The 16,654-nt window shown below is 59.1% G+C and carries 17 protein-coding genes; 1 reads left to right on the forward strand and 16 read right to left on the reverse strand.

Annotated elements, in window-relative coordinates; translation table 11 throughout:
* From IDL90_RS08885 to IDL90_RS08925, 9 genes are all read right to left on the reverse strand, one after another.
* Positions 1 to 693, reverse strand: a 693-nt coding sequence (locus tag IDL90_RS08885) for a succinate dehydrogenase/fumarate reductase iron-sulfur subunit (protein ID WP_187995241.1), incomplete at its 3' end; no start/stop codon positions are given.
* On the reverse strand, positions 690 to 2,672 hold the full coding sequence (locus IDL90_RS08890; RefSeq protein WP_187995016.1) for a fumarate reductase/succinate dehydrogenase flavoprotein subunit: 1,983 nt from the start codon (positions 2,670 to 2,672) through the stop codon (positions 690 to 692). The genes IDL90_RS08885 and IDL90_RS08890, both read right to left, overlap by 4 nt.
* A gap of 22 nt (positions 2,673 to 2,694) precedes the next feature.
* Positions 2,695 to 3,396 carry a succinate dehydrogenase cytochrome b subunit gene (locus IDL90_RS08895; RefSeq protein WP_187995015.1) on the reverse strand — a complete coding sequence of 234 codons (702 nt, stop codon included), beginning with the start codon at positions 3,394 to 3,396 and terminating at the stop codon, positions 2,695 to 2,697.
* A 220-nt stretch (positions 3,397 to 3,616) separates the two neighbouring features.
* The gene (gene rimI, locus IDL90_RS08900; RefSeq protein ID WP_182142059.1) at positions 3,617 to 4,057 is read right to left on the reverse strand and encodes a ribosomal protein S18-alanine N-acetyltransferase; all 441 of its coding nucleotides are present in this window, start codon (positions 4,055 to 4,057) and stop codon (positions 3,617 to 3,619) included.
* Positions 4,058 to 4,729: a tRNA (adenosine(37)-N6)-threonylcarbamoyltransferase complex dimerization subunit type 1 TsaB gene (gene tsaB / locus IDL90_RS08905; RefSeq protein ID WP_187995014.1), complete on the reverse strand. Its 672-nt coding sequence runs from the start codon at positions 4,727 to 4,729 to the stop codon at positions 4,058 to 4,060.
* Positions 4,730 to 4,741: 12 nt separating this feature from the next.
* Positions 4,742 to 5,227 carry a tRNA (adenosine(37)-N6)-threonylcarbamoyltransferase complex ATPase subunit type 1 TsaE gene (tsaE, locus tag IDL90_RS08910; protein ID WP_187995013.1) on the reverse strand — a complete coding sequence of 162 codons (486 nt, stop codon included), beginning with the start codon at positions 5,225 to 5,227 and terminating at the stop codon, positions 4,742 to 4,744.
* The gene (alr, locus tag IDL90_RS08915) at positions 5,227 to 6,495 is read right to left on the reverse strand and encodes an alanine racemase (protein WP_187995012.1); all 1,269 of its coding nucleotides are present in this window, start codon (positions 6,493 to 6,495) and stop codon (positions 5,227 to 5,229) included. Before alr ends, tsaE begins: the two co-directional genes overlap by 1 nt.
* Before the next feature lie 72 nt (positions 6,496 to 6,567).
* Positions 6,568 to 7,548 (reverse strand): GRP family sugar transporter, encoded by a 981-nt coding sequence (locus IDL90_RS08920; RefSeq protein WP_187995011.1) that lies wholly within the window; start codon positions 7,546 to 7,548, stop codon positions 6,568 to 6,570.
* Positions 7,549 to 7,559: 11 nt separating this feature from the next.
* Positions 7,560 to 8,438 (reverse strand): ADP/ATP-dependent (S)-NAD(P)H-hydrate dehydratase, encoded by an 879-nt coding sequence (locus IDL90_RS08925; protein ID WP_187995010.1) that lies wholly within the window; start codon positions 8,436 to 8,438, stop codon positions 7,560 to 7,562.
* A 27-nt stretch (positions 8,439 to 8,465) separates the two neighbouring features.
* Here IDL90_RS08925 and coaA point away from each other — a divergent pair, with 27 nt between their 5' ends.
* Positions 8,466 to 9,443 carry a type I pantothenate kinase gene (gene coaA, locus IDL90_RS08930; protein WP_182142053.1) on the forward strand — a complete coding sequence of 326 codons (978 nt, stop codon included), beginning with the start codon at positions 8,466 to 8,468 and terminating at the stop codon, positions 9,441 to 9,443.
* A 4-nt stretch (positions 9,444 to 9,447) separates the two neighbouring features.
* Here coaA and glmM read toward each other — a convergent pair whose 3' ends face one another.
* From glmM to IDL90_RS08965, 7 genes are all read right to left on the reverse strand, one after another.
* Positions 9,448 to 10,812 (reverse strand): phosphoglucosamine mutase, encoded by a 1,365-nt coding sequence (gene glmM / locus IDL90_RS08935; protein ID WP_182142052.1) that lies wholly within the window; start codon positions 10,810 to 10,812, stop codon positions 9,448 to 9,450.
* A gap of 132 nt (positions 10,813 to 10,944) precedes the next feature.
* On the reverse strand, positions 10,945 to 11,436 hold the full coding sequence (rpsI, locus tag IDL90_RS08940) for a 30S ribosomal protein S9 (RefSeq protein WP_182142051.1): 492 nt from the start codon (positions 11,434 to 11,436) through the stop codon (positions 10,945 to 10,947).
* Positions 11,437 to 11,471: 35 nt separating this feature from the next.
* The gene (rplM, locus tag IDL90_RS08945) at positions 11,472 to 11,915 is read right to left on the reverse strand and encodes a 50S ribosomal protein L13 (RefSeq protein WP_182142050.1); all 444 of its coding nucleotides are present in this window, start codon (positions 11,913 to 11,915) and stop codon (positions 11,472 to 11,474) included.
* Between the two features lie 309 nt (positions 11,916 to 12,224).
* The gene (locus tag IDL90_RS08950) at positions 12,225 to 13,217 is read right to left on the reverse strand and encodes a tRNA pseudouridine synthase A (RefSeq protein WP_316930312.1); all 993 of its coding nucleotides are present in this window, start codon (positions 13,215 to 13,217) and stop codon (positions 12,225 to 12,227) included.
* Positions 13,214 to 13,984 carry an ROK family protein gene (locus IDL90_RS08955; protein ID WP_187995009.1) on the reverse strand — a complete coding sequence of 257 codons (771 nt, stop codon included), beginning with the start codon at positions 13,982 to 13,984 and terminating at the stop codon, positions 13,214 to 13,216. Before IDL90_RS08955 ends, IDL90_RS08950 begins: the two co-directional genes overlap by 4 nt.
* Positions 13,985 to 15,088: 1,104 nt before the next feature.
* A complete protein-coding gene (gene rplQ, locus IDL90_RS08960; RefSeq protein ID WP_182142048.1) occupies positions 15,089 to 15,610 on the reverse strand; it encodes a 50S ribosomal protein L17 in 522 nt (173 codons plus the stop codon).
* Positions 15,611 to 15,655: 45 nt separating this feature from the next.
* Complete coding sequence (locus IDL90_RS08965; RefSeq protein WP_182142047.1) at positions 15,656 to 16,651, reverse strand: DNA-directed RNA polymerase subunit alpha; 996 nt, start codon at positions 16,649 to 16,651, stop codon at positions 15,656 to 15,658.
* Between the last annotated feature and the right edge of the window lie 3 nt (positions 16,652 to 16,654).

The raw sequence follows: 16,654 nt of genomic DNA on the forward strand, positions 1-16,654 counted from the left end.
AACGTCCAAAGGAATCTCCTTGGGGCAAACCGCTGAGCATTCACCAATGTTCGTGCACCCGCCGAAGCCTTCTTCGTCCATCTGGTTCAGCATGTTTACCACGCGGCTCAGGTTCTCCGGATGTCCCTGCGGAAGCAGACCCAGGTGAGTAACCTTTGCTGCTGTAAACAGCATGGCCGACGCATTGGGGCACGCAGCCACACAGGAGCCGCAACCAATGCAGGCAGCCGCTTCAAACGCGCGATCCGCCTCAGGCTTCGGAATCAGAGTCACATTCGCATCCGGTGCGGCACCTGTATTCACAGAAACATAGCCACCGGCTTGAATGATTCGGTCAAATGCACGGCGATTGACAACCAGGTCCTGAATGATTGGGAAAGCCGTTGCACGCCACGGTTCAATGGTGATCGTGTCACCATCGTTGAACGAGCGCATATGCAACTGACAGGTTGTGGTCTGTTCAGGGCCGTTGGCAATGCCGTTGATGACGATCCCACACTGACCACAGATGCCTTCACGGCAGTCTGAGTCAAACGCGACTGGATCCTCGCCGCGAGCAAAAAGCTCTTCGTTCAGAATGTCGAGCATTTCGAGGAAAGAGGAATCTTCAGAAACCCCCCGCACTTCATACTCAACCATCGCACCATCGACATCGGGAGTCTCCTGGCGCCAAATTCGTAGTTTCAGGTTCACTTGTAGCTCCGCTGCTTCAACTCGATGTTCTCGTACGTGAGGTTCTCTTTATGCAAGATTGGGGGCGTGTCCTCACCCGTCCACTCCCATGCTGAAACGAAGAGGAAGTTCTCGTCGTCACGCTTCGCTTCGCCCTCTTCCGTCTGCGATTCCTCGCGGAAGTGTCCACCTGCGGACTCCTCACGGTTCAGAGCATCAATGCACATCAGCTCACCGAGGCCGAGGAAGTCAGCAACACGCCCAGCCTTCTCAAGCGACTGGTTCATCTCGCCGACCGTCTTGCCCGGAACCCGAAGGTTTGTCCAGAACTCCTTGCGAAGCTCCCGGATCATGTCGATGGCCTCAAGCAACCCCTCACGGGTGCGGGACATGCCGCAACGTTCCCACATGATGTGGCCAAGTTCCTTGTGGAACGAGTCCGCGGAACGATTGCCCTGAATGCTCATCATCCGGTCGATCTGTGCCTGGGCCGCAGCCTTGGCTTCAACCACTGCTGGAGTGGAGTCATCAACCACGGGGAACGACGCAGCGCCGGACAGGTAGTCACACATGACTGCTGGAAGGGCAAAGTAGCCATCCACCAGACCCTGAAGCAGTGCGGACGCGCCGAGTCGGTTCGCACCGTGATCAGAGAAGTTCGCCTCACCGGCAACGTAGAGGCCCGGAACATTCGATTCGAGGTCGTAGTCAACCCACAGGCCACCCATTGTGAAGTGAACTGCGGGGTAGATACGCATGGGAACCGAGTATGGATCCTCTGCGGTAATCCTCTCGTACATGTCGAAGAGGTTGCCGTACTTTGCAGAAACGGCGTCCTTACCCAAGCGGTCAATCGCGTCCTGGAAATCAAGGTAAACACCACGGCGTTCACCGTTCACCTTAGGCCCAACACCCAGACCCGCATCGCACATGTTCTTGGCTTGCCTTGAAGCGATATCACGTGGCACAAGGTTGCCGAACGCAGGGTAGATACGCTCTAGGTAGTAGTCACGATCCTCTTCAGGGATGTCTCTTGGGTCCTTATCGCAGTCGGCTGCATTCTTAGGAACCCAGATCCGCCCATCATTACGCAGCGACTCTGACATGAGAGTTAGCTTCGACTGCTGATCACCGTGCTGCGGGATGCAGGTCGGGTGAATCTGTGTGAAGCAGGGGTTACCGAAGTAAGCACCCTTCCTGTATGCACGCCAAATTGCAGTGGCGTTACAGCCCATCGCATTTGTAGAAAGGAAGAAGACGTTACCGTAGCCGCCGGTAGCCAGGACCACAGCATCTGCCGTGTACGTCTCAAGTTCACCATTGACCATGTTGCGGCAGACGATGCCACGAGCACGACCCTCAGAGATGATCAGTTCAACCATCTCATGGCGTGAGTGCTCACGTACGGTGCCCGCTGCGACTTGCCTCTCCAGTGCCTGGTAAGCACCGATCAGAAGCTGCTGGCCTGTTTGACCACGTGCGTAGAACGTACGGGAAACCTGAACGCCACCGAATGAACGGGTATCAAGGTATCCGCCATACTCGCGGGCAAACGGGACGCCCTGCGCAACTGCCTGGTCGATGACGTTGACCGAGCATTCGGCGAGACGGTAGACGTTAGATTCGCGCGACCGGTAGTCGCCACCTTTCACCGTGTCATAGAACAGGCGGTAGACGCTGTCGTCATCATTGCGGTAGTCCTTAGCGGCATTGATGCCACCCTGAGCTGCAATGGAGTGCGCGCGTCGCGCGGAATCCTGATAGAAGAAGGCGTCAACCTGGTAGCCCTGCTCGCCAAGCGAGGCGGCCGCGGAAGCGCCGGCAAGCCCGGTTCCAACCACGATGATGCTGCGCTTGCGCCGGTTGGCAGGGTTGACCAGTTTGACTTCAGCCTTGCGTGTCTGCCAGACCTTATCAAGCGGCACATTCTTCGGTGCCTTAGTGTCCTCAATATCGTCGCCAAGACGGTAGAGGCCATCAACTAGTTTGTCGTTAGTCATTTTCTCTATATCCTCTGTGCGCCTAGTGGATGACGCCGGTGGCGATGAACAACGGGGGCAGCATGAACATCACGAAGATGACGCCAGCAACTATGCCGGACAGCCACAACATGAAGGTTCGCGTGTTCTTTCGGACCCACCCCATGGTCTGGAAAGCAGACCAGAAACCGTGCCCAACGTGAGCCGTGACCAGCGAGACGAAGATCAGGTAAACCACAAAGATCCACGGCTGCTGGAATGAAGCAATCACCATCTCGTATGGTGATGCATCCGCAGCAAAGCCCGTGCGAATTGTCAGCGTCGTGAACTGCAGGAGGTGGAACACGATCAGGAAGATCAGTAGCACACCGGTGATACGCATGGTGCGTGCCGCATAAGCGTCAACAGCACTCTTCTTCACCGCGTACTGGTGCTTGCGGGCTTTCTTTGACTTGTACCAGGTGTAGAACGCACTGAAGATGTGGATGCCGATCGCAGCGACCATGAGCGCGCGGAAGACCCAGATGAACGTGCCCTTGGGGAAAATCGGGTAGAACGCCTCTCCCTTTAACCAGTGTGCGTAGTGATCGTAAGCCTCAGCTCCAATAAACAGCTTGAGGTTTCCATAGGCATGGAACAGAAGGAACAGAACGAGGAACAGTCCGGAGAGCGCCATCAACTGTTTGATAAATACAGTGGTGGTCCAAGCTCGCCGCCTCTTGATTGCGACAGTATTTGTGGCCATGGGAATTACCCTAATAAGCGAATCTCACTCGCACCCGGGACCTTCAACCATATGCGGCAGGCGGGAGGCGTTAAGCATGACACATCCTTGGAGTTCCGCGGGAAAACGCCATCATCAAGATGACAACGACACTCGAAATCTCGCCACGATAGCACCTCAGAATTCCACTTTGAGAAGGTGATTACGTAACACCGGCTTACGGAAATACCTGAAAGATGACCTAGAGCTCAATCCTCATCGCAACCGCATCTTCTACGGGGTCGCGGTAGTAGTTCGCGATCACGCCAACCGGGGCAAAACCCAGCTCTTGATATAACGCCCGCGCGGGGTCATTCGAAACGCGAACTTCAAGAAACAGCTCACCAATCCCCGCCGCCCGCGCCTGCTCTAAGAGGAGCTCAACAATCTGCCTCCCCAAGCCAAGACGGCGGTAGTCAGCACTGACCGCAAGCGTCATCAGATCACCCTCATGGGCTCCCTTTATTCCACCGTACCCGATGAGGCTCTCCCCCATGAATGCCCCGATATAGTGTCCCCATCGGCTGGTCAGTTCTTCCCTAATGAGGCGCTCCGACCAGGCCTCGGCGGGAAACACTGCCTTCTCAATCTCATGCACCTTTGCCACGTCGGTCGCGGTTAGTCTGCGGAACTCGACCTCCACTTAGGCTGTTCCACCCTGAATATCGGGACGGCGCAGATAGAGAGGCTCTAAGGGAAAGGACGCCTGGGGATTCTGTGTCGTCCGTTCCTGAACGACCGTGGCTAGCACCGCGGGATCAAGCGTCAGGTCAACGGCACTCGAGGACTCAAGGTCATCCAAGAGGTGGGGCGGGCGCACACCTGAGAAGAACACTCGGGCACCACTTGCATCAGCCAGCTTCAATGCATCCGCCAATTTGCCAACCTGCGGGCCTACCCCAGGGGTTCCGCCCTCCTTCGTATACAGCGCAAAGTAGACCTCACGCCTCTTAGCATCGGTCAGGACGAGGACGTCCCCGCCGGGGTGCTCCCTCGCAGCCTGCGATCCGAGGACGTCCAGGCTGGGCACTCCCAAGACACGCACCCCCAGGCCTCGACCCAGGGCGGAGGCGAACGCAATCCCTGCGCGCAACGCCGTAAATGGCCCCGGCCCCACGCCAACGACAATCTGCTCAATGTTGGCCGAGCCCGCACCTGCGGTAACGCCTGCGCTGAGGAGGACGTTTTCGAGTAACATCCCCAAACCCTCCGCCTGGTGGCGGGAGTCCGGGTCGGTTGCTTGGCCAAGAGTGACCCCGTCTTCTACGAGGGCGATCGTGGCGACAACTGAAGTGTCAATACAAAGTGAACGCACTGCATTCCTTTCTTACCCAAGGGGGCGTGTTTGCATCCATTCTGCAAGGCGTCTCTCAGGTTCTTCTCCGAGGGCGACCAGGCTGATTTTTCGCGCGTCCTCGTCCTCGCCATCGAACTGAAGGGTCAACTCAAAGCGGTCTGCGCTGAGGCGGTCGGCTTTCCCCTGTCCCCATTCCACAACCGTGACGGAATCTTCCAAAGAAGCCTCCAGGTCGACGGTTTCCATGTCAAGGTCGTCTTCGACACGGTAGGCATCAACATGGATCAGGTCGGGGCCGGCCTCTTGCGAGCGATGGACACGCGAGACTATATACGTTGGTGATGTCACCCGCCCTCGGACTCCCAATGCGGCGCCAAGTCCTTGAACCAGCGTTGTTTTGCCCGCCCCTAAATCGCCCACCAGGATCACCATGTCACCTGCTTTGAGAAGATGGGCAAGGCTGGCCCCTACAGCGCGGGTCTCATCCGCTGTCTCAGTGCGCACATCAAACCGCATCAGGCACCTCCCCCATCGTTTTTGGCTAGGAACTCGTAGTCGATCTTTTCGGGAGGGTCCAGATAGACGCGGACAATGTGCTCGGGAAGTCTGGAGAGTACCTCGTAGTGGATCGTCTCGCTGGCCCGCGCCCAGTCGTCCACGGACGTCTCCCCTTTTGCGGGATCTCCGAAGAGGACAACCGCGTCACCTACCTGCGCGGGAGTCTCCGGGTCCGTTCCAAGGTCAATCATGATTTGGTCCATACATACTCGTCCGATGATGGGCGCGTTGACTACCCCCGCCGCGGTGTGGACCTGGACCGAGACCCTGTTTGAAATGCTGCGCGGAATCCCGTCGGCATACCCCACTGGAAGCAATCCGATCCACGTCGGCTCGTCGGCTTCCCAAGTTCCTCCGTACGACACGCGGGTGCCCGGCTCAATAAGCTTGATCTGGGTGACAGTGGTTGTGAAACGGCCTGCCGGGACAAGGCCCAGTTGGGACGAGGTCGAGGCCGCCGGGTTCGGCGAGAACCCGTAAATGCCAATCCCGGGGCGGACCATGTCGAAGTGAGCATCCTGGTGCCACAGGGTCCCCGCTGTTGCCCCAAGGTGGCAGACATCCGGGGTCAGACCGGCCGCCAGAACCGACTCCCTGTAGTCGCGGAAGCGGGCAATTTGGGAATCTGTTACCGCCTTGCCCGGTCCGTACGGATCGTCGGCTTCGGGAAGGTGCGCAAGGAGGCCCACAACTTGCACTTCACCTGCGTCTTGGGCCTGCTTGGCGCGGGCAGCCAGTTCGGGTAGCTCCACCTCTGTTGCCCCACCTCTGGACATGCCCACGTCCACATTCAGGTGAATGCGTGCCGGGCGAAGTGGCTCGTTGTTTTCATCGGCTACTTCGCGTGCAGCAAGAATGGCTTGCTCAAGTTGGCCAACAGTGGACACAGAAACATCCAGGTGGGCTTTGTGGGCACTAACCCAGTCGTGGTTGGGAGCGCCAATCCAGGTCAGTATGTGTGTCTCTTGCGGGTCGAGGTGCGCTCCATCAAAGTCACGTCGCAGAGCCAGCGCCTCAGGGATTCTGGAGACGGCAAACCACCGCACGCCCTCGTCGTATGCGGCAAATGCCACCTCTGTTCGGCCAAACCCATAGCCGTTGGACTTCACCACGGCCAGTAGCGCGGACCCGTTGGCGTAGCCTTTCAGCTTTGCCACGTTGTGGCGGATGGCGCCAAGGTCCACGGTTATGCATGCCGGGTAATTGTCGGGTTCTAGGTTTTCCACTCTGCCCATTATTCCACCGCTTGCGCGGACTTCATCGTTGCCTGTACCACGCATCCACTCGGGAAGCCGTAGCTAGGCAACGTCAAGAGACTTCGCCACCCCGAGCAGCAGAGCACCGACGACGAGGACGACGACGCCCAGCGAAATGGCAACCATTTCCTTCCTTGTACGTTTCTCTCCCAGTATCCAGATTCCCCCGAAGGTAGCGATGATTACGCTCAGTTGCGACAGGGAGAATCCGACCGCCACACCCACTTTGACCTGGGAAAACTGCATGATGACAACGCCAAGGCCCCACATACCGCCAGGGATCATCGCCGCCAGCGTGTACTTGGACCATCTGGTATCAACCCGGCCCAACTGCTTGGTGAAGAATGGAAAGGAGACGATGAATCCGACCAGCAGGATCCCGAATGCCTGGTAGAAGAAGGATCGCAGCGGATCAACTTCCCAGTAGCGAATGATAATTGGAAACGCAATGTAGAACAGGGTGGACAGACCCGTATCGATGAGGCCGGACACCAGCTGTTTCGGCCTGGTATCCACGGGGGTTGGGGAGCCTTTGCCGGGTGCGGCAACCGCGACGGGGTCGTAGGGAACCGCCACGACGTCTCCGCCCTCGTCGAAGCCTCCCGTTGGCTTCTGCTGCCAGGATGTGAGCATCACCCCGAGGATGATCAGAGCTAGGCCAACCAGGCCAACCGGTAAGGCCGCTGACCCGAGCCACTCTCCGAAGAGGAGTATGCCGAGCAGTGAGATCCCCAGCAACTGCCCACCTGTAGTCAGTGGCATGACGCGCGAGACGCCAATCTTGTGGAATGCGGAAATCTGCAGGTACGAGGCCAGCCCGACCACGATACCCGCGCAGAAGGCGACAAGAATCGAGGTCGAGTCAGTATCCAATCCCAGGACCAGCGCCAACACAGTCGCACTGACGAAAGAGCCCAAAGCGACGCCAAGTGTGTGCTGCCGGGCATCTCCCCCAACTTTCAAGAGGATAATGCCCATTGATCCATAGAGGAAGGCGGGGACGAGGGCGAGGGCAAAATACACTTGGCTCCCTTTCAGAGGATCTGCTCAAAAGCGTTGGGGACCGCCCTGATGATATCCGTGGCAACAATCGGGTGGCCCTGGGATCCGGTGGGTTCCAGGTTGGTATCAAGAATGCCCGCCGCAGATGCGGCTGCAAACCCATGCAGGCCCACGGCACATGCGACAGGGCCCGCCAGGTCATCGATGCTGAGGGAAGAGCCTTCTTGCAGTGCAAGTGCCTGCACCTGGGCAACCGCCGCGCAGATCATCCCTGCCAGAACATCACCGGCGCCAGCCGTCGCACCCCACGCAGTCGGCGCCTGGAAGCAGAGAGATGTGCCAGCGGGGGTGGCCACACAGGTCGTTGCCCCCTTGACAACGACCACACATCGGGCGAGGTGTGCGAGCCGCACAGCCGCACCTTCGATGTCTTTCTCAACCTCAGCCCGTGACCATTCCTCTCCAAACAGGGTGAGGATTTCGGCTGCTTCCCCAACATGCGGGGTCGCCACAACCAAAGGGTTGTCGTTCGCCCATTCCCGCGCGCCGCGCAAGGCGCCAGCATCCACAATAAGCGGTCGCCCCTCGAGCGCGCACTCTCGCGCTAGGACCTCGACATAGGACGCCATTGAAGAATCCCAGCCACTACCGATGAGTGCTGCGTCAAAACGCCCGCCACCGAGCACCACCTCAGGAAATGCTGAAATAACCAGGTCTTCGCACCGAGCGGCCCCCGTGTAGCGGACCATGCCGGGCCCGACCGAGAGAGCGCCGCCAACTCCCAGTACCGCTGCTCCCGGATAAGTTTGAGAACCTGTGGCAAGCATCGGGACCCCGCGACTGTACTTGTGGTCACGCGGACCCGGAACTCTCAGGTGGGCCGCGATCAGTGTCTGATCAATCTCGTTCATTTGCTCTCCTCCCACCACAGTAGCCGCATGCGGAATAATCATGACGTGATCAATGTTGACATAACGACCACCAGCCCGAGCCCGTTCGAGCATTTCAGCCGCGAACAGTGGTCTGCGCTCGCTTCGCAGAGCCCACTCCCGCTGACCGCCAAGGATGTTGCAGCAATTGCAACCCTCGGCGACCCCATTGACCTTGAAGAGATCGACGCCATCTACCGACCTCTCTCAGCTCTGCTCCAGCTCCACGTTGATGGAACTTGGCGGACGAGGGCGGCGCGACGTTCATTCCTCCATCAGGGCTCGCAGTACCCCACACCCTTCGTGATCGGCGTGGCCGGTTCTGTAGCCGTCGGAAAATCAACTGTTGCAAGACTCTTGCGGCTCCTACTGTCGAGGTGGCCCCGGACACCGCGAGTAGACCTGATCACCACCGACGGGTTCCTCTACCCCAACGCGGAACTCGCGCGGCGGGGCCTGATGGACCGGAAAGGGTTCCCCGAGTCATATGACCGAGCTGCACTCCTTGACTTTGTGGCCCGAATCAAAGCCGGGCAACGATCGGTGTCCGCGCCGATCTACTCCCACGTCACGTACGACATTGTTGAGGGCGAGCAGGTCACAGTGCGGCGCCCCGACATCCTCATCGTCGAGGGGTTGAACGTGTTGCAGCCCGCGAGGACCGGCCCGGATATTCCCGGCGTGACAATTTCGGACTACTTCGACTTTCAGCTTTATGTTGACGCCGCCACAGAGGACATTGAGGAGTGGTACGTAGATAGGTTCCTCACCTTACGTACAGCAGCGTTCGCTGATCCTGCGTCATATTTCCGAAACTATGCTGACCTCCCGGACGATGAGGCAATCGCAACCGCGCGCCGTCTGTGGTCCGCAATCAACCTCCCCAACCTGCTGGACAACATTGAGCCGACCCGCCCTCGCGCAACAATGGTGCTGCGGAAGGCGGCCGACCATACCATCCAGGACATCTACCTCAGGAAGATGTAGATCCCTACTTCTGATCGAGTGCCAGGTGCTTCTTGACTGCGTGTCCCAGCAGTTCGGCAATCCCGTCAGCCTGGAGCTGGGTCGGAGCCTCAACCATGACGCGTACCAGGGGTTCCGTACCGGAAGGCCGCATGAGGACGCGTCCCGTATCACCAAGTAGACGTTCAACGTAACTGACCGTCTCAACAACTTCTGGGTGATCAAGGCCGTTGCGATCCACACCCGAGACGTTGACCAGAGTCTGCGGAAGACGCGGAATGTCGGCTACGAGCGTTGCCAGAGACTTCCCGGACAGCTTCACCATCCTTGCGATCAGCATCGAAGTAAGGACGCCGTCCCCGGTTGTTGCGTACTCAGAGGCAATGACGTGGCCCGACTGTTCACCACCAAGTGAGAATCCGCCGGCGCGCATTGCCTCGAGGACGTAGCGGTCTCCAACCGGGCTCTGCACAATACTGATCCCCTCGGCCTCCATTGCCTTCACCAGGCCCAAGTTCGACATGACAGTAACGACCAGGGTGTCCTCGTGCAGCTTCCCCTCACTGCGCATTGACCGGGCAAGCGCGCCCATGATCTTGTCACCATCGATGAGGCTTCCAGACCCATCAACTGCCAGGCACCTGTCTGCATCCCCGTCAAAGGCAACGCCAAAGTCCGCTCGGGAAGCAACGGTGGCAGCCTGCAGCTGCTCTGGATGCGTGGAACCACAGTTGTCGTTAATGTTGCGACCATCCGGTGAAGCGTTGATGACAACGACGTCCGCACCGCTACGGCGCAAGGCTTCCGGCCCAAACACCGAGGCCGCGCCATTCGCACAATCCACCGCAATACGTAGGCCGGAGAGGTCTGTACCGCAAGACTCAACGAGGTGGTCAACGTAGCTCTTCTCAGCCAGGTCGTCGTCATACCACACCTCACCCACGGCAGCACCCGTCGGACGTTGCCACGGTTTCTCCAAAAGAGCCTCGATCTCATCTTCAATCGAGTCTTCCAGTTTGAAACCGCCGCGGGCAAAGAACTTGATGCCGTTGTCCGGCATGGGGTTGTGTGAAGCAGAAATCATCACGCCGAGGTCGATTCCCTCTTCAGTTGCAGTCACGTGCGCCACCGCGGGTGTCGGAACAACGCCAACGCGAACCACATCCATACCGGCTGCGGCTAGGCCTGCAGCCAGAGCGTGATCAAGGAACTCCCCCGAGATTCGGGTGTCACGACCGATGATTGCACGTGGCCTGCGGGAACCGCGGGACTTCTTATCGGTACCACCAATTCGACGGGCTGCCGCCTCACCCAGTGCTAACGCAAGTTCTGCGGTGATATCTCGGTTAGCGAGGCCACGAACCCCGTCGGTACCGAATAGTCTGCCCATCATCTACCTCTAATCTCTGTTCCTTGCGCAACCCGCTCTTGCGAACACACATCCCTAAGTATAAGAACCTCCGCCACATCTGTGACGGAGGTTCTTATTGTATTTGCGTTGGTCGGCGTTTGATTTGCCGATTTAGCGCTTCGAGTACTGCGGTGCCTTACGGGCCTTCTTCAGGCCGGCCTTCTTGCGCTCAACTGCACGAGCGTCACGTGTAAGGAACCCTGCCTTCTTCAGAGCGGCGCGGTTCGCATCACGATCAATCTCATTCAGCGCGCGGGAAACACCCAGACGAAGAGCACCGGCCTGACCCGAGGGGCCACCACCATGGATACGTGCTACAACGTCAAAGCGACCTTCAAGATCAAGCAGCGCGAACGGGGAGTTCACCAACTGCTGGTGCAACTTGTTCGGGAAGTAGTTGTCCAGGGTGCGACCGTTGATGGTCCACTCTCCGGTGCCTGGAATCAGGCGAACGCGAGCAACTGCTTCCTTACGACGACCGAGGCCAGCGCCCGGTGCCGTGATCGAAGCGCCTGCCCCAGGGGCAGATTCTTCGGATTCTGATGTATACGAACTGGGAGCAACTTCCTCATCCAGTTCCAAAACTTCGGTGGTCTCAGCCACGGTTCTCCTAAAAGTGTGTGCCGTCAGCGCCCGAACTACTGGGCGACCTGCTTCAGCTCGTACGGGATGGGCATCTGGGCTGCGTGGGGGTGCTCTCCACCCGCATATACATGCAGCTTCTTGATCTGCTGGCGGCCCAGCGAGTTGTGGGGAATCATGCCCCACACGGCCTTCTCAATCACGCGCTCAGGGTTCTTGTCCATGAGTGTGCGGTAGGAAACCGTCTTGAGCCCACCCGGGAAACCGGAGTGGCTGTAGGCCTTCTTCTGATCCAGCTTCTTGCCGGTCAGAACAACCTTGTCAGCATTGATCACGATGACGTAATCGCCCATATCAGCGTTAGGGGCGAACGTCGGCTTGTGCTTGCCACGCAGCAGCGTGGCAACCTGGGCAGAGAGACGTCCGAGGACGGCATCGTTTGCATCGATGACGTACCACTTCTTGTCCGCATCTCCAGGTTTCGGTGAGTAGGTGCGCACCTGTCTAGCCTTCAATTCTCTTCGTTCGGAACAGGGGCTCTCACAGTCAGCGGGCAGCCGGAGTCCCTATTCACTTCAAAAGTCACTGTTGCGCAGCGCCGACATAAGGCCGAGTTTCACGGCGCGTCGGGCATATCAAACGAGTGGGAGGTGTTCAATACGCAGACCACACAACAGAGCTGAGTCTATCGACCCGGATTCCCTCCGGTCAAAGGACCCGCGGAATTGTGCTGGACTCCTCAGTCATCTGGGCTGAGCCCGTCAGACTCTCAGTGATCTGGGCTTGGTCCGTCCGCCCATCCCGAATGGTCAGCACTCTGTACAGTCTTCCAGCGTGCGCAGTGTCCTTGCCCGCCGCGACTGCTCTGACCACTCGCGTTCCGGGGGGTAGGCAACCCCCATCAGGGTCAATCCACGTGCCGGTGCGACTGGAACCCCGTGGCCTCGAGTGGGGTTGTCGACTAGGGCCCTCATCCAGTCTTCGTCGCGCGCACCCCTTCCAACCTCGACCAGCGCACCCACCAAGGATCGCACCATTGAGTGACAGAAGGCATCGGCAGAAACGTCAATGGTTAGTTCTCCGTCCTCGCCCTCGGCCACTTCGAGGTGACGCAGGGTGCGGATTGTGGTCGCACCTTCGCGGGGCCTACAGAATGAAAGAAAGTCGTGCTCACCTAAGAGGACGCTGGCTGCGTTGTTCATGGCTGTGACGTCAAGATCGTTGTAGGGAACCCACCAGCGAGCGTTCCTTGTCAGAGGGTCGCGGCTCTGCGGGGAAGCGCTGAGAAGATAACGATACTGACGACCCGTCGCCGAGAATCGTGCGTCAAAGGTGTCGGGCACAACGGCAACCGTGGTGACCACGATGTCGGCCTCCCCCTTTATCAAGGTCCCGCGCGCCACGGAACCACCTGAAATGAGAGGGCGCCAGAGAGCCGAGTAAGAGGAAGCAAGAATCCCGTTGATGCGGTCTCGAAGTTTCTGCGGATCGCCCTCGAACTGATCCACATCGCAGTGAGCCACCTGGTGTTTGGCATGAACACCAGAATCGGTACGGCCCGCTACGGTCAGTGAAATGGGCCGGCGCAAAATCGTCGTCAGTGCGCGTTCCAGTTCGCCCTGAACGGTTCTCAAGCCGTCCTGCTTAGCCCAACCATGCAGGTTTGAGCCGTCGTAGCAAAGATCGAACCGCAACCTTTGCTGCGGAACGGATCCTACTTCGCCGAGCTCTTGCCGCGGAATGAACCCTGCCTCGTCAGGCTCTTGCCGCGGAACGGATCCCGCTTCGCTGGGTCCTCTCACTGGTGTGCTCCAGTCAGATCCCAGGCCCGCACTCCCCCGAAGATTCCAGCCTCGTTGCGCACAAACACGATGTTCCCGGGCAGGGGATTTCGGGGTGACATGATGATTCTTGAGGCGTTGCCACCACCAATGTAGAGCCGGTCCCACATGTAGACGGGAACGAACCCTTCAATGACACGGCGCACCCTGCGTGACCAGTGCGCATCCCCAAGACGGAGGCGTTCATGCTCGCCAAGGTAGTCGTCGAATGTCAGCCCCCAACGTACAAGGCCTTGGGACAATTCCGCGTGGGGAGAAAGTGCTCCGGAATCAAAGATTGCGTTGCCCAAACCCGTCCCCAGGGTGATGATCATTTCGAGGCCGGTCCCAGTGATCACGCCGGTGCCCGCAACCTCCGCATCGTTGAGAACGATGGTGGGGAGGTCAAATGCCCCCTCGATGGCCGCCTTCATATCGAAGTTGCGCCAGGCATCCTTCAGTTCTGGCACCACCTTGGAACGGGGCCCATCCTTGGTTATGTAGTGGGGCGTTGCGATGACACGCCCGTGGCGGATCATGCCCGGCATTCCAACGGTAACGCGGTCGGCACGGGGTAGTTCAGCGGCGATCGAAGATATCGTCTCGACAAGTACCTTCGGGGGCATGGGGTAGGGGGCGCGTTTCCGCACGGGATTCGCAATGACAGTGGCGAACTCGTCGGCAACCGAACCTTTGATGCCACCACCACCGCAATCGATGCACAGGGTGAGGGGACCAGAACTAGACATGATACAAACTTACCCGCAAGTCACCGTGGCCACATTGCAGCCGGCGACACGGTGCCCCCATACCGCGGCTCCACCGCCGCTGCGCTGGCCCTCGCTCCGGCGCTGCTGGGCTGGCCCTCGCTCCGTCGCTGCTGCGCTGGCCCTCGTCCTCCTGCGCCACCCGCGTCCTCGTCCCCCTGCGCGACTCCGCGGTCCCCTCCTGGCCCCTCGGCCCCCCGCACCACCCCCTCCGCCGCCGCACCCCGCCGCCGCACCCCGCCGCCGCACCTCCGACCCCTCGGCCCCCCGCACCACCCCCTCCGCCGTCGCACCCCGCCGCCGCACCCCGCCGCCGCACCTCCGACCCCTCGGCCGGGCGCATCCGCCACTAACTACACTCTTGTGGCTCAAAAAACCCCGAAATCCCCGCAGATTCCTGCCACTTCAGTGCAGTTAGCGGAAATGCCTGCCGCCCCAGCCCACTCCCCCCTCGTCCCCCCGTGCTCCCGGTCCCCCGCAGGTCGGAAAAGCGACTCAGACTGCAACCAGATGCGACCTCCGCGGGACCGAGGCGCCTAGATGGGGCCGAACTCAAGTGATCGCGGGTTGCCAGGCTGTTTCGAGTCGGTGGGTTGTTGTTTGCTCGTTGTTGAGGTTGGTTCCGACGCTGCCCGGTGTCATAAGGGAGCGGGTTGCGCCTTACGGAGCGGGTTTGGTCCGCATAACCGTGTGATTTTAGGGAAAATGCGGCTAAACTCGCTCCGTAAGGCGCAACCGGCCCCGTATGGCGTAACAGTCATAGCTCCGCATCTCCCACCCCAAAACCACAGGCAGTCTCACGCACACGGGGCTTTGACGAGTTGAGAGGTGGACGCCGCCAAATGTATACGTGGGGATGAGACGTGCCTCTCGGGTACGTACCCCAGACGATCATTTCGCCCCCACGTATACATTTCACGGAAGGCTGGGCGTCGAGGAAGGCTGGGCGTCGAGGAAGGCTGGGCGTCGCGGGCGTCGGGGAGGTTGGGGTTGGGCTGAGGCCGACGCGCTGCGCGGCGGCGCAGACACAAAGAAGCCACCCCGGCGATCCATAGCGGATACGGGGTGGCTTCCTAGTGAAACGACCTACTTGGTGTCGTCCTCGTCGGAGGTCTCGTCAGCAACCTCTTCGGCCTCAACGGCCTCTTCGGCTTCTTCGAGAACTTCCTCAACCTCTTCGACCACAGGTTCGGCAACGGCAGCAGCCGCAACCTTTTCTGCAGTCTTGACGGTTGCCTTCTTGACGACAGGTTCAAGGACAATCTCAATCACGCACATCGGGGCGTTGTCACCCTTGCGGTTACCGATACGGGTAATCCGGGTGTAGCCGCCATTGCGCTCTGGATCGAGTTCCGGTGCGATGACATCGAACAGCTCGTAAACGGCATCGCGATCAGTGATCTTGCGCGATACGACGCGGCGATCGTGGATGGTGCCGCTCTTCGCCTTCGTGACAAGCTTTTCGAAGTATGGCTGGAGGGTTTTGGCCTTGGCTTCAGTTGTCTTCAACGAGCGGTTGAAGATTAGCTGAGACGAAAGGTTCGCAAGAATCTTCCGCTGATGTGACGCGCTAGCGCCGAGCCGGGGGCCCTTCTTCGGAGTGGGCATGAATGCTCCTGGATAACTTAGGTTGGATCAGAAAAGTTGGTTGGGCTATAAGCCCAGGTCATCGCTGAAGATTGACTCTCCGGATTCGCCACCCTCACCGGGCAGAGGTGAATCCTTCAAAGCCATTCCCAGAGTCGCAAGGGACTCCTTGATCTCTTCAATCGACTTGGTGCCGAAGTTGCGGATGTCAAGCAGGTCGGCCTCGCTGTGTGCCACCAACTCACCAACGGTGAGGATGCCACGACGACGCAGCGCGTTGTACGAGCGTGACTGCAGGTTCAAGCTTTCGATCGGCAGTGCTAGGTCCGCAGCAAGAGTCTCGTCAGTGGCAGCAACGCCGATTTCGATTCCCTCTGCTTCTACGTTCAAGTCACGTGCCAAACCGAAGAGCTCAACCAGTGTCTTCCCTGCAGATGCAACAGCATCGCGAGGAGCAATGGACGGCTTTGTCTCCACGTCGAGGACGAGGCGGTCAAAGTCGGTACGTTGCTCAACACGTGTTGCTTCCACGCGGTAGGTCACCTTCAGCACCGGAGAGTAGATCGAGTCCACCGGGATCTCGTCGTACGTAGCGTCGAAGTGCTTGTTCTGAGCAGCCGGAACGTAGCCACGGCCACGCTCCACAGTCAGCTCAGCCTCCAACTTCCCATTCTCGTTGAGCGTCGCAATAACGAGATCCGGGTTGTGGATCTCCACGCCAGCGGGAGGTGTGATGTCAGACGCTAGGACGACACCGGGGCCTGACTTACGCAGGTACATCACGACAGGCTCGTCGTTGTCCGAAGCCAACACCAGAGCCTTGATGCTCAGAATGATCTCAGCAACATCTTCCTTTACGCCCTCGATCGTCTCGAATTCGTGCGGAACACCTTCGATACGAAGCGATGTGACTGCAGCGCCCGGAATAGAGGACAGCAGAGTACGGCGCAAAGAGTTACCAAGCGTGTAGCCAAAACCAGGCTCCAGAGGCTCAAGGGTGAAGCGTGAACGGTTATCAGAAATGACTTCTTCAGTCAGGATTGGTCGCTGTGCAATGAGCACGTT

It is taken from the genome of Schaalia sp. JY-X159 (assembly GCF_014525425.1).
In the GTDB taxonomy this organism is placed as follows: domain Bacteria; phylum Actinomycetota; class Actinomycetes; order Actinomycetales; family Actinomycetaceae; genus Scrofimicrobium.